Source organism: Clostridium carboxidivorans P7, assembly GCF_001038625.1.
In the GTDB taxonomy this organism is placed as follows: Bacteria; Bacillota; Clostridia; order Clostridiales; family Clostridiaceae; genus Clostridium_AM; species Clostridium_AM carboxidivorans.
This window is the reverse complement of the sequence record NZ_CP011803.1, coordinates 693620-710581: the sequence shown is the minus strand read 5'-3', so window position 1 is coordinate 710581 and position 16962 is coordinate 693620. Positions and strand designations below refer to the sequence as shown.

Below are 16962 nucleotides of genomic sequence, written 5' to 3'. Positions count from 1 at the left end.
CTATATTTATAATTTTATTGATTGGTCAGGGATTTCCTCTACTAACTCAACCAAACAATTTTCTTTATCATTTTTATGTCTTATATCTAGTTCAGCCATTATATCAGCTACTCTTTCTTCTGTTAAATTATAGAATATCATGAATATGAGCAATGTAACTACACAGACAACAGCTGGCAAAATAGATGTCATAATTAAAATTCCATTCAACGATTTTGCAGTTTGAGTTACATTAGGAATATATCCAACATTAGCTAATATCAATGTAGGTATAACTCCCCCTACTGCTAATGAAACCTTTAATCCAAGAGTAATAAGTGAGTACACAACTGCGGCATGTCTTTTGCCAGTATTGTACTCAGCATACTCAACTGCATCCGGAATGATTGACCACAAACTGCCCATAAGTATGCCATAGCCAAATGCAGCTACTGATTTAGCTATCATCATTACTGTAATTTGTGAAACTGGAATGATATATAAAGCTGCTGATCCAAGGGCACCTAAACTCAAACCAAGTACAACAGTTTTTTTCTTTTTGATATGTCTAAAAAGCGCAGGCACAAAAGGAACTGCCACGACTGAAGGTAAAACGTTCAACATAGAAAATAAAGCAACTAAATCTTTTCTATTTACGTTATAAGTCATATAATAAATTCCTGAAGCTGATTGTATAGATGAAAATGCATAAACACCTACAAACAGTAAAAATAATATGACACCTGGCTGATTATGTGTAATCTGATTAATAAACCCTTTGAAAGTAACTGGATCTAAATGAGATTTTACTCTGATACGTTCATGCAAAGTAGTATAACTATAAAGCAATATGGATGCACAAATAACAGAAAGTAAAATAATAGTCATCTGATAACCTTTTGCTGAATCACCTCTGCCGAAAACCTGTGATAAAATAGGAATAAATAGAGCAACTATTACACCACCTGACTGAGCAAACATCATTCTTATGGAATTTAGCCTAGTTCTCTCCATAGGATCTGCTGTCATGACAGTTGTACAAGATACATATGGATTAATGATGAAAGTATATAATGTAAGTAGTAAATTGTACGTAGCATATGCCCATATCAATTTGCCCGTATGTCCCAAATTGGGTACTGTAAAAGTCAAAATACCTGCAAGTGCAAAAGGAACAGCTCCATAAATAAGATAACTTTTGTACTTACCATGCTTTGGATTCATTCTCTCTGCAATAATACCCATGGTAGGGTCCCATATCATATCCCATCCTCTAGATATAAGAAACATAACAGAAACTTCTGCAGCAGTTAATCCATAAACATCAGTATAATAAAATGTCAAAAACATTAAAATTGACTGAAAAACTAAATTCATTCCACCATCTACAAGGGAATATCCCACTACTTCTTTGGTAGGAAGTTTATAAAAGCCAGGATTATCACCACTTTTTTCATACAAATTTATTGTTTTTGCCTCCATTTCATCAACTCCTTTTCAAATTTATACTTGTATTATCAAATTAAACAGCATAAAATCAGAATACAGAATGTCTTACAATTTTTAACCTCCCCCCAATAACCTTAATTTTAGTAAGCGGTTACAAAATCCACCTTCCAAATAAAATGACATAGTCCAAAAGCTTAACTCCTCCTTTTTACTTACCACCTCTTGATTACTAATTTTATATCATTTATTCTCAACTTACGTGTGCTTTTTTTATGAAAAAGTGTACTTTTCTATATTAATTTAGTAATGTATAATTTTTTTAAGCAGATAACCTTTTCATATATCTGGAAAATGATATTTACAAAATTTTAATATACATATACAATAAAATCATAGTTAAAAACCTATATATACTAGTGATTCAGGTATTTTGGAGGTACAATGTAAATGTTTTCTAAGATTGTCTTATATGCAGAAGATAAAATTGCTAATATGATATATAACTTCTATAGGACAACTAAAAATAATTTTTCCATTTCTTATATTGCTAATTCTTATAAAAACAGTATTGAAAAAGCAATAGAACTTAATGCTGAAGTTATAATTATTCAACTTAAACACCCTGTATATAAAGTTCATAATTTTTTCTACGATTTAGCAATGTCAAATATATATCCAGTGGTTCTAATTTTTAATGTTATTTCAGAAAATCAAATTATATACTCTATTACAAGTCACAAGGACATTACTTATATTAATAAAATAAAATCCTTTTTTACCCGGTCTTTAAGTGAAAAATACACTTGTCATTTTGACTATATTGGTGAAGAAAAAGATTCAAACCTAGTAATGAACTTCAGAATCAGCAAACTAGAAAAAACCGAATATCTAAAAGATATTTTACGCGGAGTAATTAAAAGTGAATTTTTATATTATAAAAAAAAGGTAAACTTAAATCTAAATTATTATGGTTACTATGTATACATTTGCAATCTTATGGAGATCGAATATTCAGACCACTATTTGAATAAAAATATTTATTACCTAACTGGAGAAGAATTTATTAAAGAATGTGAAGCTGTTCTTGATGAATACAGCGGAGGTGAAGTTTTTTATATTAATCCAAATATTCTGTGCATAATTATCAATGATTTTAATTGTACAAGTATTGCCAGCAAGCAGTGTAAACTTTTTGAAATTACTAGCAAATTGAATAGCGTAACAAATTCTAAAACTGCATTCAGATATATGAGCAGCTATATTAAAAATATTGAAAATATAAGAGATGCTTATGAATCTTTCCATTATTTAAAAACATATAACTTTTTCTGTTCTGATGCTAAGTTACTTACTCAAAAATATATCAATTCAATAAAAAAAGAAATTGACTATACCTTAGTAGATAACACTATAAAAGAAATAAAAGAACTTATAAATTATGATATTTTCAATCTTAAATTAAATAAATTGATACATGAACTATTTTTAGATATTATAAAACCAAGTTTTGATTACAATCTTTATTATTATTGCCACACTTCATTGTCATCGGAATTAGTTGACAGGTATAGCAATCTATATAAAAAAATATTGCCAGAGAGTTCACCGCACAAAAAAGTATTTTTTACCTCTATAGAAGATAAATGCAGTGAATTTATCGATTCTATAAATCAACTTAGGTCTGAACTTTCCGATAAATACATGATAAAAAATTCTATAGTTATTCAAGTATTAAACTTTATACATATTCACTATATGGAAGATATCACTGTAAATCTTATTGCATCCAGCTTAAATATTAGCAATTCATATTTAAGCCAGATATTTAAGAAGGAAATTGGTATAAGCATTATAAAATATATTATTAACTATAGAATAGAAAAAGCCAAAGAACTTTTTTCTTCAAGTGATGAACTAATTTACAACATTGCTGAAAAAGTTGGCTTTTCTGATGAAAAACACTTTTCAAAAACATTTAAAAAAATTACAGGTCTGACTCCTATGCAGTATAAAAAGAAAAATGGAAAAGCCAAATATATCTAAAAAATATATTTGGCTTTAATTTTATTAAAAGTGTTGACCCTAACATTATGTCATAGTGTAATATATAATCAAGGGTTAAAAATACTAACAAAACTCATGCCGGCAGAGTATCAGGCAGTGTTAAAGCTCTAAAATCAAAGTTTGAGGTGAAGTTATGAGAACAGTAAAACAGGTTTCGGATTTAACAGGAATAAGTGTGCGTATGCTGCACCACTACGATAAAATTGGACTATTAAAACCAACTGAATTGACAGAAGCAGGTTATAGACTTTATGATGATGAAGCTCTTGAAACCCTGCAGCAAATTCTATTTTTTAAGGAACTTGATTTACCACTAAAGGAAATTAAAGAAATCATAACCAGTCCTCACTTTAATAAGATGGAAGCACTAAAAAATCATAAGAAACTAATCATTTTAAAAAGAGATAGATTAAATGATTTGATAGAGCTTATAAATAAAACCTTAAAAGGAGCGAATACAATGAGTTTTAAAGAATTTGATATGAGTGAATATTATAATGTACTGGAAGAATTTAAGAAAGAAAATATGGATAAGGTAATTAAGCACTTTGGAAGTGTAAATAAATTTGATAAACTGCTTAAAATAGGTACTGATACAGAAGCAAAGCTTGCTAAAATGGCTATAGAAGAATATGGAAGCATAAAAAAATATGCTGAAGCTGTAAAGAAAAATTTGAATAATTCTGTGGCAATAACTAAAGCTGAACAAATTGATAAATTTAAAAAAGATTGTTTTTATGAAAGAAATTCTGAACTAAAAGAGCTATATAAAAAACTTACAGCTGATTTAAACAAAGATCCTGCATCAGGTGAGATTCAAAAAATTGCTGGTGAAATAACTAAAGTTGCTAAAAGAGATTATGATGCTTTTAAAAATGAGCTTGGAGATTATTATTGGCTTACTATTGTGCGACTTTATTCAACATTTCCTAAAGAGTTAGAAAAAGTTGATAAGGAAAATGGCGGAGTTGGTATGGCGTGGATAGATGAAAGATATGGAGAAGGTGCAGCAAAGTTTATTGGAAAAGCTTTAAAAACTTATTTAGGAGATTATGAGCCTAAAATAGAAACACTATATAAAAGACTTACAGCTGACTTAAGTAAAGATCCTTTATCAGATGAAATTCAAAAAATTATTTCTGAAATAGTAGATGAAACAGAAAAACAGCATGAAGCCTTAGAAATAGAAGTAGGTGAAAATTATTGGGGCTATCAGGCAAATCAGTATTTGTCAGAGTCTATTTCAAAAAAAGCAATGGACAAGAACTACGGCGAAGGTGCATCTAAATTTATTGGAGAAGCCTTAAAGTGTTATGTTGAAAACAATAAGTAGTCTCTCTCATAAAAGAGCGTATATAAACTTGATTTACACAAGTCTATGTACGCTCCTATTTTTCCTAAGATTTTGATTTGTTTTTGGAGATTACGTCAAAGGCAACAGCTGCCAAAAGTACAATTCCTTTAATAGTCATCTGCATATCACTTCCTACTCCAAGTATGGACATACCATTATTGAGAACACCCATAACCAAAGCACCAATAATAGCACCCATAACTGTACCTACACCACCATATGCTGATGCACCACCTATGAAACAGGCTGCGATTGCATCTAGTTCAAAGTTTAAACCTGCCTGAGGAGATGCGGAGTTAATTCGGGAGGCAAACATCATACCTGCCACTGCAGATAAAACAGCCATGTTCACATAGGCCAAGAAAAGCACCTTGTTTGTATTGATACCAGAAAGTTTTGCAGCCTTTTCGTTGCCACCCATTGCATAAAGGTAACGTCCAGGAACAGTATTTGTTGTAAATATGGAATAGACTAAAATAAGAAATCCTATAAAGAGCAAGGCAATTGGAATGCCTTTATAAGACGCAAGCCAGAAGAAAAACAAATTAATTACAGCTACTATACCTACGATTTGAGTTATAAAAAGTGGTAACGGGCTAAGTGGAAAATCATTTCTTTGTTGTTTTGCTCTCTTTTTTAACTGTAGAACTATATATACAATAGATATAATGATACCTGCAAGAATAGCCGTAAAATTTAACTTTGTCCCAAATCCACCGAAAATATCCGGTATAAATCCAGAACTAATATTTTGAAAACTCTGAGGAAATGGTGCAAGAGTTAATCCCTTGAGCATTGTAATGGTAAGTCCTCTAAAAAGAAGCATTCCTGCAAGAGTTACGATAAAGGATGGTATTCGTATATAGGCAATCCAAAAACCTTGCCATATTCCAATAATCACTGAAAGTAGAAGGGCAATTAATATAGCAAGTGCAACACTCATTTTCATAGTTATGATAAGCGTACCAGCTACAGCGCCAATTAAAGCACATAAAGATCCTACAGAAAGATCAATATTACCTCCTGTTAAAATAGCAATAGTCATACCAATTGCTAAAATAAATACATATCCATTTTGAAGTATTAAATTTGTTACATTCATAGGAACCAAAAGGACCCCACCTGTTGCAACTTGGAAAAAGGCCATTATCAGTACTAAAGCAATAATCATTGCATATTGTCTTATATTATTTTTGAACATTCTTTTAAATACTTCCATCATTTTACCTCCCTGTTATCTTGCTGGCATACTGCTTGTACCTTACTATTTGTGCTATTCATTATACATTTCATTATACTTTCTTGTGATGCATCCTCACGGGAAAGCTCACCCACAATTTTGCCTTCATTCATTACATAAATTCGATCACACATCCCCAGTATTTCAGGAAGTTCTGAGGAAATAAAGACAATGGACTTTCCCCTATCTGCCAGCTTATTAATAATTGTATAAATCTCAAACTTAGCACCCACATCAATTCCCCTAGTAGGCTCATCTAATATTAATACTTCAGGATCTGCAAAGATCCATTTACTGAGCACTACCTTTTGCTGATTTCCACCAGATAGATTCCCAGCATTTTGAAAAACACTTGGAGATTTAATATTTAATTTTTTTTGGTACTCTTCAGCTACTTGAATTTCTTTATGGTCATCCACAAATTGTTTATTACTTATTTTATTAAGATTTGCGAGAGATATATTTCTCCGAATGTCCTGCATAAGAACAAGACCTGCTGTTTTACGATCTTCTGTAACATATGCAAGACCATTATCTATGGCCTCACGAACATTTTTAAGAACAAGTTCTTTGCCATCTTTTATAATTTTCCCGCTTATACGCTTTCCATAGGCTTTGCCAAATATACTCATGGCAAGCTCCGTCCTTCCAGCTCCCATTAGACCTGAAAAACCTACGATTTCGCCTTTGTGAACCTTAAAACTTACATCATCAATGATCTTTTTATCTTCAATAAAAGGATCATATACAGTCCAATTTTTAACTTCGAATACGATTTCCCCAATTTTGGATTCACGAATAGGAAATCGATTTGTTAGTTCACGGCCTACCATACCTTTAATGATTCTATCTTCACTTAAATCCTTGTCCATTTTATCTAAAGTCTCTATTGTTCCACCGTCACGAATAATGGTAATAGAGTCTGCAATCTTTAAAATCTCACTTAATTTATGAGAAATAAGAATAGAAGTAATTCCCTCTTTTTTTAATTCTAATAATAAGTCTAATAAATTGTTTGAATCCTGTTCATTCAAGGCAGCGGTAGGCTCATCAAGAATCAAAAGTTTTACATTTTTTGCTAACGCTTTTGCTATTTCAACAAGCTGCTGCTTACCAACACTGATATCTTTAATCAGAGTATTAGAATCGTCATTTAGACCTACTTTTTTCATTAATTTTTTTGCATTTGCGTGGGTTTCATCCCAGCTAATAAAATTATGCTTTGCTTGCTCATTTCCAAGGAATATGTTTTCTGCTATTGAAAGGTAGGGGATTAGAGCTAATTCCTGATGAATGATACCTATTCCCGTTTTTTCACTATCTTTTATTTCCTTAAACATACATTCCTTACCTTCATATATAATCTCGCCAGTATATGTACCATATGGATATATTCCACTGAGTACATTCATAAGAGTTGATTTCCCAGCTCCGTTTTCACCAATTAGAGCATGAATTTCTCCAGGCTTAACTTTAAGATTTACATTATCAAGGGCTTTTACACCAGGAAAAAGCTTTGTAATATTTCTCATTTCAAGTATAAATTCATCCATACCTACATCTCCTAACATCATTCTGATATCTGAAAGCCGAATACCTAATAAAAGGTCTTCGGCTTTAAAAATACAACTGTGTTTAATTTCTACTTCAAATCAGATTCTTTATAATATCCACTTTCTACAAGGATTTTCTTGTAGTTGTCTTTGTCTGCATAAATAGGATCACAAAGGAAGGATGGTACAACTTTTGAACCATTGTTATATGTTTTTGTATCATTTACCTCAGCTTGTTTACCTTGAACTATTGCATCCACCATTTCAACAACTTTATTTGCAAGTGTTCTTGTGTCTTTGAAAATAGACATTGACTGTTGATCATGGATCATTGCAAGTACGTTTGGTTTGTCACAGTCTTGACCAGTTAAAACTGGATATGGCTTAGCAGCAGTACCGTAACCAGCATTTTTAAGAGCAGCAACAATACCAATTGCTAAACTATCGTTTGGAGAAAGAATAACATCAAGCTTTGTTCCTTTTGCATAAGTTGATGTAATTAGATTGTCCATTCTTGCTTGTGCTTTAGCTGAATCCCAACCTTGAATAGCGATAGTTGTAAAATCTTTTTGTTTGCTGCCTACAACAAGTTTGCCATTGTCAATGTATGGTTGTAGTACGCTCATAGCGCCTTTATAGAAAAAGGTTGCATTGTTATCATCTGGTGAACCACCAAACAATTCAATATTGAAAGGACCTTTTCCATCTTTAAGTCCAAGTTTTTTTTCAATATATTGACCTTGAATTGCACCTACTTTAAAGTTATCAAAGGTTGCATAATAATCTACATTTGGACTTTTCATAATCAATCTATCATAAGCGATAACTTTGATTCCATTATCTGATGCTTTTTTTAGAACATCTGTAAGAGCAGCACCATCAATGGATGCAATAACAAGAACTTTACATTTTTTTGTAATCATGTTTTCAATAGATTGCACTTGGGCATTTACATCATTGTTTGCATATTGCAAATCAACCTTGTACTTCTTAGCTTCAAGCTGTTTCTTCATGTTTTCACCATCTTGATTCCAACGTTGAAGAGATTGAGTTGGCATAGCAACACCGATGAGACTTGTTTTTCCGCCATCATCTGCTGATGAAGTCGTTGCCGCAGGTTTACTACCGCATGCTGATAAGCTAAGAGCAAGCACTCCTACTAGCATTGTAGAAAGTAATTTTTTCATTTTAGTCCCCCCTAAATTCAAATATTTGGTATATTTTAATAGTACAACATGTGTACGTTTACCTGAATGTAATTATTTGCCTAGTGATAATCAAATATTGCGCAATTTTTATGCAAAAAAATACTAGGGCAGCGCAAAAAAATACTACCCTAGGTTTGATCCGATCACTACTAGCTCTAATATTCCATCTGATTCCAAGAACTCTGTTTATTGTGTTTAAACTCTGTTGGGCTTACCCCTGAATACTTCTTAAATACTTTACTAAAATAATTAGGTTCGCTGTATCCTACCGAATAACATACATCCTTAATAGCCATAGAAGTAGTTATTAAAAAATCTTTTGCTTTGTTGATTCTGACTATGTTTATATAATCAGAAAAATTAAAGCCAAGTATTTCCTTGAAAGTTCTACTAAAATAATAAGGACTTAAATTAAACTTTGCTGCTGTTTTTTCAAGATCTATTTCCTCTTGAATATTATCTGTAATATATTGCTCTACAGCTTTAAAAAGAGCAACTTTTTCCCTGTCAATATTTTGAGACTTTCCAGCAATATTTATATCACCAAAATAATAAATGCCCTTGTCCCCTGATTTATATTCCAAAGCGCTGCAGGCTTCTTCATAGGATTTGTGAAGGAGTTCAAAACCTTCATAACACATTCCAATGCCAATATGCAGAAATACACCAAAGATTTTCTTTACTTCCCGTCTGATGTCAACTGCAAGCACAACTGCATTCTGTTTTATTTCCGCTTTTATCTCTATGTTCATTTCTTCTTTCAAGTTTTTTAATTGAATAAAATAAACTAGTTTATATGTAAAGAGATAACTTCCAATTGCTTTGTATCTATGATTAATATATTCTTTTACATACTCTCCAATCTGAAATTTAAAGTTTTCATCTTTAGGCGCTTCTTTTAACTGTGCAACAATGGAATACCCATTTTTAAAATCTAAACCAAGATAGCCCTTGTAAGTTTGGTAATCAGTTAAATAAAGGGTATCATTAATAATAGAATAGCTTAATTCATTTTCCAAAATAGGCAGCAGGGTATAAAGCTTTTCCTGATTTTCAATTTCCAGTCTTCGTTTCTCTTTCTCACTGTTAACAAAATTCACTGCTTCCTTTATCTTTTCTATAATTTCTGTCCTACTAAAGGGCTTTAAAATGTACTGCTTCACATTATTTTTAACGGCTTCCACTGCAAAATCAAAATAATCATAAGCTGTGAGAATGATAAAATAGGTATTTGGAAGAAACTTATTAATTTCTTGTACCGCTTTAAGTCCATTGATACCAGGCATTTTTATATCTGTAATAATGATATCCGGTCGTATCCTTTCTGCTATTTCTATTGCTTCTCTTCCATTTTTAGCTTCACTTATTTCAAGATGCTCCTCAAATGCAGCAGTAAGTATACTAATCATTGAGTCTCTATCATACTTTTCATCATCAGCTATAAGCAATTTTAACATATATCTTTCAGCTCCTTTATAGGGATTTTTAAGTAAACCTTTGTACCAAAGTCTTTTTTACTCTCTATTCTAAAAATGTTTTTTTGTCCATAAATTAATTCAAGCCTTTGAACTACACTTCTTATACCCATTCCTGTTGTATGTCCAGTATGCTCAAGTCCAACATCTCCTGAAATGATTTTATTTAAGGTTTTCTCATCAATACCACAACCTGTATCCTCTATGAGCACCGTACATACATCTCCCTGCTCCAAAATATCAATATTTATAACGCCCCCTTCTTCTTTAGGCTCTATACCATGTATAAATGCATTTTCAACAAAGGGCTGAAGCGTCATTCCAGGAACTAATACTTTTGATAAATCTCCTCTTACGTGGAGATTAAATTTAATCCTATCCTCAAATCTTAATTGTTGAATAAACATATACTGCTTAACCACAGTAACCTCCTCTTCCATTGAAGCATTTCTGTCCATCATTCGGAGACTGTACCTAAGTATTCCTGAAACCGATGTAATAAGACTTTCTGTTTGCAGAGCATTTTCTCTTATTGCAGTCTGGTTAATACAATTTAAAGTGTTAAATAGAAAGTGTGGATTAATTTGAGATTGTAAAACTTTTAGCTTGGATTGTTTAAGAGCGTTTTGATATTTTAATAAATTCATCTCTTCATTTCTAAGCTTCATTTCCAATTCCGCTTTTTCCTCTATAAAGTTTATATGTTTTTTTATATCATGAATCATTCTGCTGAAAGCCTCAGATAATATATCCAGTTCATAAATAAAAGTTTTTTTCCCTTCATAAAATGAAAAATCACCATAGGATACTCTTTTAGAAGCATCCACCAATTCGCGAAGTTTTTCCAATATATTTTTAAGAAAGAATAGCGTATAGAGTATACTTATTATCAAAGCAGTTATGATGTAAAATAGTAATACTTTATATATGGTCTTTTCTTTTTCTTTAAGCTTATTATAAATTTCATTATTATAACTTAGATAACTTTCACTGAGCTGTGTTAGGAATGTGTTACTATAAGAAAAAATTTCTTTGGTGAAAATATAATGGTCATAATATACATCGATTCCACCTTGTTTCGAAGATATTTCAATAGCAGCATCTCCAGAGTTTTTATAACTTCTTAGAGAATTTTGCAGGTCCCTTAAAATATATTTGCTGTGAATGTCAGACTTTTCCTCAAGTAAGATTAGATTTTTCATAGCCTTATCATAGCTTGTCTCATACTTTTCTTTACTTTCTTTAGAACTTTCAATCATATATTTATTAAAATTAGTAAAGGAATCATTGAGTGAGTTTTTAACTTCCTTTGTTACACTCATTTTATTTAGCATACTATCATATGAATAGGTTATTTGTTTGCTTATAATAAAGGATATAATACTATTGGTAGCTATTGGAATAATCGTGATAAGGACAAATATTATAAACTTTCTTCTTAAACTACTGCTTTTCACTATCATACTCTCCTCGTGTTTTTTTAAATTCATCAATGTTATCTTTACTAACTACAATAACATCTGTAAGAAATACACCTTTAGTATCTTTACCTTCCATAATATCCATTATTATATTTACTGCTTTATATCCCATACCATAGGGGTCTTGTACAATTGTAGAAGTAATGGTTCCATTTTTTATATAATCAAGGGTTTCAGGCAAATCATCAAAACAAATAATCTTGACTTTTTCTGCAGCTCCCATACTGATTAATGCTTTAGCTGCACCTTGTCCATCTAGTGCTGAAGTACAAAATACAGCCTTAATATCCTTGTTATTTATCAATATTTTTTTAGTTGCAAGCTCTGCTTCCAAAAGATATGAATCTGAGGACTCAATCTCTGATATATTAAGTTTTGAATTACTCTTTATATACTCAGTGAAACCATTTACTCTTTCAATTTGATTCTTAACATTTTTTCCACCCATAATAATTCCTACATTGCCATAGATGCCAACATGATGAATCATTTCCTTAGCGCCAACTCTGCCTGCAGTAACATTATCAGTACCTACATAAGCTAAACGTTTACTATTTTCTGCATCGGAATCCACTGTTACAATGGGAATTCCACCTGCTAATACTTTGTCGATAACAGGTTTATACATAGCTTCATCCTGAACATATGTAATAATCCCGCTGACTTTAGCAGCATAAGCCATATTTATAAATTTTATACCTTCCCCTGCGCTTGCAGTATCTGGTCCTTGAAAATCAATAACAGCATTTCTCTGTTTGGCTGCCTTTTCTGCACCTAATTTTATATATTTCCAATAAGGATTCGAGTACACATGGCTAATTAGTGTTATTTTAGGTTTGATTTTCTCATCAATAATAGTTGGCTCTCTGAGAGCGGTTAGAAGTATCCCGTTCATTATTATAAAGTATAAAATAAATAATGTGTATTTTATAAATATTGGGAATTTTTTCATTTATTTTCACCTCATATGTTAAATTATAACATATTTTACTTTATGTGTGGTTATATAATTACAAACTAAATTTGACACAAAACTTTTAACAAGCTGTAACATTTTTGTAATACAAAAGATTTATTATATAGACATACCAAGAAACAAATTGTGAAATTAAAAAAATCGAAAACATAAAAAAAATTAAAGGAGTGTATTAAAATGAATAGGAAAAAATTAATGAGTAAAATAATAACTGCAGTAATAGCTGGTGGTGTACTAATTTCAACTGGAACTGCTGTCTTTGCTGCAAATAGTACTAAAAACTTTTCAAATACCAACACTACTAAACAGGAAGCTAGAATGAATAAGGGAAGCAAATCAGACATGATGAAATCAGAACTTGATAAGTTAGTTGCTGCTGGAACTATTACTCAAGCTCAAGAAACTACTATATTAAATAAAATTAGTCAGGAAGAAACAAATAGACAAGCTGAAATGGATAAGGTTAAAAATATGACTGAAGCTGAGCGTCAAGCTTACTTTGAAATCAAAAAAACTTCAGAAAAAACTGATTTTTTAGCCTCTCTTGTAACTGATGGTACTTTAACTCAAACTCAAGCTGATGCTATAAAGAGTGCACTTCCTCAAGGTCATGATGGAAAAGAAGGCAAAAAAGACGGCGGTATGTCTGCTGACAAAATGAAAACTCAACTTGACACTCTAGTTACTGCTGGAACTATTACTCAGGATGAAGAAACTAAAATACTAAACTACTTTACTGAAAAGCAAACTGAAAGACAAGCTGAAATGGATAAAGTTAAAAATATGACTGAAGCTGAACGTCAAGCTTACTTTGAAAGTAAAAAGACTACAGCAAAAACTGATATGTTTAGTGAACTTGTAACTGCTGGAATTATATCTCAAGATAAGGCTGATGCTATTAAAGCTGCAATGCCTGCTCCAAAAGCTCATGATGCAGCTCAATCCACAACAACAACTAATCAATAAGAAATTATAAAAACCACCAAACTGGTGGTTTTTATTATGGCCTTAATTAAAAAAATAACTTCTATTACCCAGTATAATTTGTACCTTTGTAATGACTGGAATACGCTTTCTTTTCCTTTTCATCTTTAAAATTTCCAAAGTAATCACTTACTTCCACAGAAAAATCCACAAACGCATTTCCTACTGCTGTAATGATATTGTTGTCCCTTACTACATTTTCATTAACATATGTATCTCTTGGAAAGGGGTCTTCTAGTACACTCGGAAAATATTCTTTAAGCTTATCTGGTGTTAACTCGGTTGTATACTTTTTACCTTTTAATATTCCTGCTCTTGCCAAATATTGTGGACCTGCACATATTGCAGCTAATAACTTACTTTGATCATTTAACTTATTTATGAGTTCTGTTAATTCTGGCCTTTGCTCATCATTTTCTCCACCTGGTATAATCAAACCTGCCACATCTGTATATTTCAATGCTTCTTTAACTGTAGCCATAGGATAATAACACATACCAGAATTACTTTTTATTATTTTAATTTCATATGCAATTGGAATTACTTCTTTATTAACCAAGTGACAAGCTAATGTCATTTCAAAATCAACCATGTCTTCATAAATAAAACATAAAACTTTCTCCATAGAATAATGCTCCTCTCAATTACAATAAACCTTGTAAAAATTAATTATCTTATTTTACTTCATATCTATAATTACATTATAGAAGCATTAAATAGAAAGTAAATTACTTACTTTTTTGTGGGTACTTCCGTAGAATAACTATATTTAATATAAATACCCTTAAAGAAGATATTCTTAGTAAACTAATTTATCATTTTATTTATTGTTGGGAACAATAAAGATTTCATTATGGTCAAAAATAAAAATATAAATGGTAAAGCTGCTATAGAGAATGCCATATGGAATATATTCATTAATGGAATATATAATATAATCATTACTGCTGTAGTTAGCAGCAAAGCATATTTTGCTTTTTCATTATTAGTTAATTTTATTATTCCTAATGAGAGAAAAGTTAGCATCAATGGTATCATAGTCAAATAACTAGCACCAGGTAAATATATCATTGATATACACAATAATATTGTTTGAATTAATACTCCAGCTAAAAAGTTTTCACATAGCTTATCTTTCTTTTTCATTTCTATTTTAAACACAAATCCTAATAACACTATTGGCAAAACAATAACTAAAATATCATCTCCTGGAACCTTCCCCATATGGTTTAAAGTAAAATTAACTCTCCAAACAGTTGCTAGACCAAAACTAATAATCAGACCTAATATTGCTGCACCTATACTATGAATCAAATTTTTCGCTGCTGATTTTAATGTACCTTTGAGCTTGTCCTTGTTACATAGCATTACTCCTATAGCTGCAATTATAACTATACTGCCTAATATTCTTCCTAAAGTAACACTATAATCTAAAATCACATTAGGTAATATGGTAAAGAATATAGATTCATTTCCTTGTTTAAAATAACTTGAGTCATTATATTTATCAGAATAAATAAATTCTTTAACTATCGGTAATACCTGCTCTTCATAATGCATAAAGCTTTTATCAGAAATATTTTTATAAGAATCCTCTGGAGTATGATAGTACTCTACATTATCTAATGTAGTTAAATTAATGCCTGCTAATCCTTTCTTTTTAATATTTAAAAAATCTGATCTACCTGAATCCTTATATAAATCTGTAATTAATGATGTTGTTATAGGATATTTTGCTTTTTTGTACAAATCCAATACTCTATTATTTTTTTCATTTGTCTGAAACATTATTGCAGGTCCACTAGTCCCTCTAGCTTCTAAATTAATAACGTATGATACATTTTTGTATAAAGAGAAATTATTATTAAATTCCTCCCTTGATCCAATTAAATGCATCTCTTCTCCATCTGTTATTAATACCTTAATACCATTTTCTAATGTTTTTCCACTGTTTCTTATGCTTCTTAATGTTTCTAATATTGTTGCAACACCATATCCATCATCTGATGCTCCAAAAGAATATCCCCCGCTATTTTGAGGATTACTTCCCGCAGAATCATAATGGGCTACAAGTAATATGTAACTTCCATTTTTACCATCGATTTTCCCATATATATTATTTAAATCAGCTGCTTGCCCTTTATCATTTTTTATATTTTTATAACTGAAAACCTTTGGATTCATATTTAATTCTTTTAGTTCATTAACTAAATATTGTCTTACATCTTTTAATGATTCTTGATGAAATAGAGTTGAATGTGGCTCTTTGGTTATTACCTTTAAATCCTCCTTTGCCCTCACATAGGAAAACTCTCTACTATTCTCCTTTGAATTTGGATAATACATTGTTATACATCCTATTAAAATTGATAAAATGCATACCATTAAAATTATAATTTTTCTTTTTTTCATACCTTCTCCTCCTAATACTTACTGTACGAGAAGAGTATAATAATTCTTTTTTTATTTATATATAGTCTAAAGCTCCCATTTTACAAAAAAGGGCTAGTACATTAGTACTAGTCCCCTTTATTTATAAGGTTTATAAGCTCTACTTTGTTTTTTACATTTACTTTTTTATAAATATTATAAACGTGATTTTTTACAGTATTAGCGGATATAAATAATTTCTCACCAATTTCCTTATTGCTTAACCCCATGCAAATATAACCAGCAATTTCCTTTTCCCTATTAGTAAGACATTTTAAATCCTTTTTTTCTTCCTGCACTATTTCTCTTTCTTCTTTAATACAGCATATTATTCCTAATATACATTGAAGTATATATATTAAACATAAGTAAGGTACATTTTTGAGAAATATAATCTTATAACTAAATAAAAATAATATAAATGTTACTATTATTAATCCTATAATGATTTTTATCTGCACATTTATTTTTTTATATAATCCATTATCCTTAACCTTCTTAATAATTCTATATGCATAAAAAATAACTGCTGCTGCTAGAAAATAACTTACTACCTTAACAATATTCTCTATATTATATTCTGATAATATTTTTCTAACATAAATGAATAGCGTGTCTATTAAAAACCATATAGAAAAAATAGTTTCTCCTATGACTATGTCTTTCAATATACTTTTTTTATGCTTTTTATATACTAACCAACTCAATGTAATACATCCTACGCCTAATGAAAAACATAGAAAATGTAAAATAATTATTATATGAACCA

Annotated in this window: 13 protein-coding genes; 3 read left to right on the top strand and 10 right to left on the bottom strand. The window is 30.6% G+C overall.

What is annotated here, in order from left to right; translation table 11 throughout:
* Positions 1-6 precede the first annotated feature (6 nt).
* On the bottom strand, positions 7-1461 hold the full coding sequence (locus tag Ccar_RS03045; RefSeq protein WP_007058935.1) for an MFS transporter: 1455 nt from the start codon (positions 1459-1461) through the stop codon (positions 7-9).
* Between the two features lie 414 nt (positions 1462-1875).
* On the opposite strand from Ccar_RS03045, the gene Ccar_RS03040 reads away from it, so the two are divergent.
* A complete protein-coding gene (locus Ccar_RS03040; RefSeq protein ID WP_048029872.1) occupies positions 1876-3471 on the top strand; it encodes a helix-turn-helix domain-containing protein in 1596 nt (531 codons plus the stop codon).
* Positions 3472-3625: 154 nt separating this feature from the next.
* Positions 3626-4825: a MerR family transcriptional regulator gene (locus tag Ccar_RS03035; RefSeq protein WP_007058939.1), complete on the top strand. Its 1200-nt coding sequence runs from the start codon at positions 3626-3628 to the stop codon at positions 4823-4825.
* 64 nt (positions 4826-4889) lie between these two features.
* On the opposite strand, the gene mmsB is transcribed toward Ccar_RS03035, so the two are convergent.
* The 6 genes from mmsB to Ccar_RS03005 form a co-directional block, all read right to left on the bottom strand.
* Positions 4890-6065, bottom strand: coding sequence for a multiple monosaccharide ABC transporter permease (mmsB, locus tag Ccar_RS03030; RefSeq protein WP_007058940.1), 1176 nt, complete (start codon positions 6063-6065; stop codon positions 4890-4892).
* Positions 6065-7639, bottom strand: a complete 1575-nt coding sequence (gene mmsA, locus Ccar_RS03025) for a multiple monosaccharide ABC transporter ATP-binding protein (protein WP_048029869.1) — start codon at positions 7637-7639, stop codon at positions 6065-6067. The genes mmsB and mmsA overlap by 1 nt, the downstream gene beginning before the upstream one ends.
* 89 nt (positions 7640-7728) lie before the next feature.
* Positions 7729-8826: a multiple monosaccharide ABC transporter substrate-binding protein gene (gene chvE, locus Ccar_RS03020; protein ID WP_048029867.1), complete on the bottom strand. Its 1098-nt coding sequence runs from the start codon at positions 8824-8826 to the stop codon at positions 7729-7731.
* A gap of 176 nt (positions 8827-9002) precedes the next feature.
* Positions 9003-10304, bottom strand: coding sequence for a response regulator (locus Ccar_RS03015; RefSeq protein WP_007058944.1), 1302 nt, complete (start codon positions 10302-10304; stop codon positions 9003-9005).
* The gene (locus tag Ccar_RS03010) at positions 10298-11785 is read right to left on the bottom strand and encodes a sensor histidine kinase (protein WP_007058945.1); all 1488 of its coding nucleotides are present in this window, start codon (positions 11783-11785) and stop codon (positions 10298-10300) included. Before Ccar_RS03010 ends, Ccar_RS03015 begins: the two co-directional genes overlap by 7 nt.
* Positions 11766-12755 carry a substrate-binding domain-containing protein gene (locus Ccar_RS03005; protein ID WP_007058946.1) on the bottom strand — a complete coding sequence of 330 codons (990 nt, stop codon included), beginning with the start codon at positions 12753-12755 and terminating at the stop codon, positions 11766-11768. The genes Ccar_RS03010 and Ccar_RS03005 overlap by 20 nt, the downstream gene beginning before the upstream one ends.
* Positions 12756-12956: 201 nt before the next feature.
* Between Ccar_RS03005 and Ccar_RS25975 the strand changes: the two genes are divergently transcribed.
* Entirely contained in the window at positions 12957-13745 is a 789-nt protein-coding gene (locus Ccar_RS25975) for a hypothetical protein (protein ID WP_053075329.1), read from the top strand.
* 64 nt (positions 13746-13809) lie between these two features.
* Here Ccar_RS25975 and Ccar_RS02995 read toward each other — a convergent pair whose 3' ends face one another.
* From Ccar_RS02995 to Ccar_RS02985, 3 genes are all read right to left on the bottom strand, one after another.
* Positions 13810-14388, bottom strand: a complete 579-nt coding sequence (locus tag Ccar_RS02995) for a DJ-1/PfpI family protein (protein WP_007058949.1) — start codon at positions 14386-14388, stop codon at positions 13810-13812.
* A 182-nt stretch (positions 14389-14570) separates the two neighbouring features.
* Positions 14571-16175, bottom strand: coding sequence for a M28 family peptidase (locus Ccar_RS02990; RefSeq protein WP_007058950.1), 1605 nt, complete (start codon positions 16173-16175; stop codon positions 14571-14573).
* Between the two features lie 107 nt (positions 16176-16282).
* A complete protein-coding gene (locus Ccar_RS02985) occupies positions 16283-16900 on the bottom strand; it encodes a response regulator transcription factor (protein WP_169823838.1) in 618 nt (205 codons plus the stop codon).
* Between the last annotated feature and the right edge of the window lie 62 nt (positions 16901-16962).

Excerpts from the sequence above, each read along its gene's own strand:
- Ccar_RS03045 (WP_007058935.1), bottom strand. The coding sequence starts at position 1,461 with ATGGAGGCAAAAACAATAAATTTGTATGAAAAAAGTGGTGATAATCCT.
- Ccar_RS03040 (WP_048029872.1), top strand. The coding sequence starts at position 1,876 with ATGTTTTCTAAGATTGTCTTATATGCAGAAGATAAAATTGCTAATATG.
- Ccar_RS03035 (WP_007058939.1), top strand. The coding sequence starts at position 3,626 with ATGAGAACAGTAAAACAGGTTTCGGATTTAACAGGAATAAGTGTGCGT.
- mmsB (WP_007058940.1), bottom strand. The coding sequence starts at position 6,065 with ATGGAAGTATTTAAAAGAATGTTCAAAAATAATATAAGACAATATGCA.
- mmsA (WP_048029869.1), bottom strand. The coding sequence starts at position 7,639 with ATGGATGAATTTATACTTGAAATGAGAAATATTACAAAGCTTTTTCCT.
- chvE (WP_048029867.1), bottom strand. The coding sequence starts at position 8,826 with ATGAAAAAATTACTTTCTACAATGCTAGTAGGAGTGCTTGCTCTTAGC.
- Ccar_RS03015 (WP_007058944.1), bottom strand. The coding sequence starts at position 10,304 with ATGTTAAAATTGCTTATAGCTGATGATGAAAAGTATGATAGAGACTCA.
- Ccar_RS03010 (WP_007058945.1), bottom strand. The coding sequence starts at position 11,785 with ATGATAGTGAAAAGCAGTAGTTTAAGAAGAAAGTTTATAATATTTGTC.
- Ccar_RS03005 (WP_007058946.1), bottom strand. The coding sequence starts at position 12,755 with ATGAAAAAATTCCCAATATTTATAAAATACACATTATTTATTTTATAC.
- Ccar_RS25975 (WP_053075329.1), top strand. The coding sequence starts at position 12,957 with ATGAATAGGAAAAAATTAATGAGTAAAATAATAACTGCAGTAATAGCT.
- Ccar_RS02995 (WP_007058949.1), bottom strand. The coding sequence starts at position 14,388 with ATGGAGAAAGTTTTATGTTTTATTTATGAAGACATGGTTGATTTTGAA.
- Ccar_RS02990 (WP_007058950.1), bottom strand. The coding sequence starts at position 16,175 with ATGAAAAAAAGAAAAATTATAATTTTAATGGTATGCATTTTATCAATT.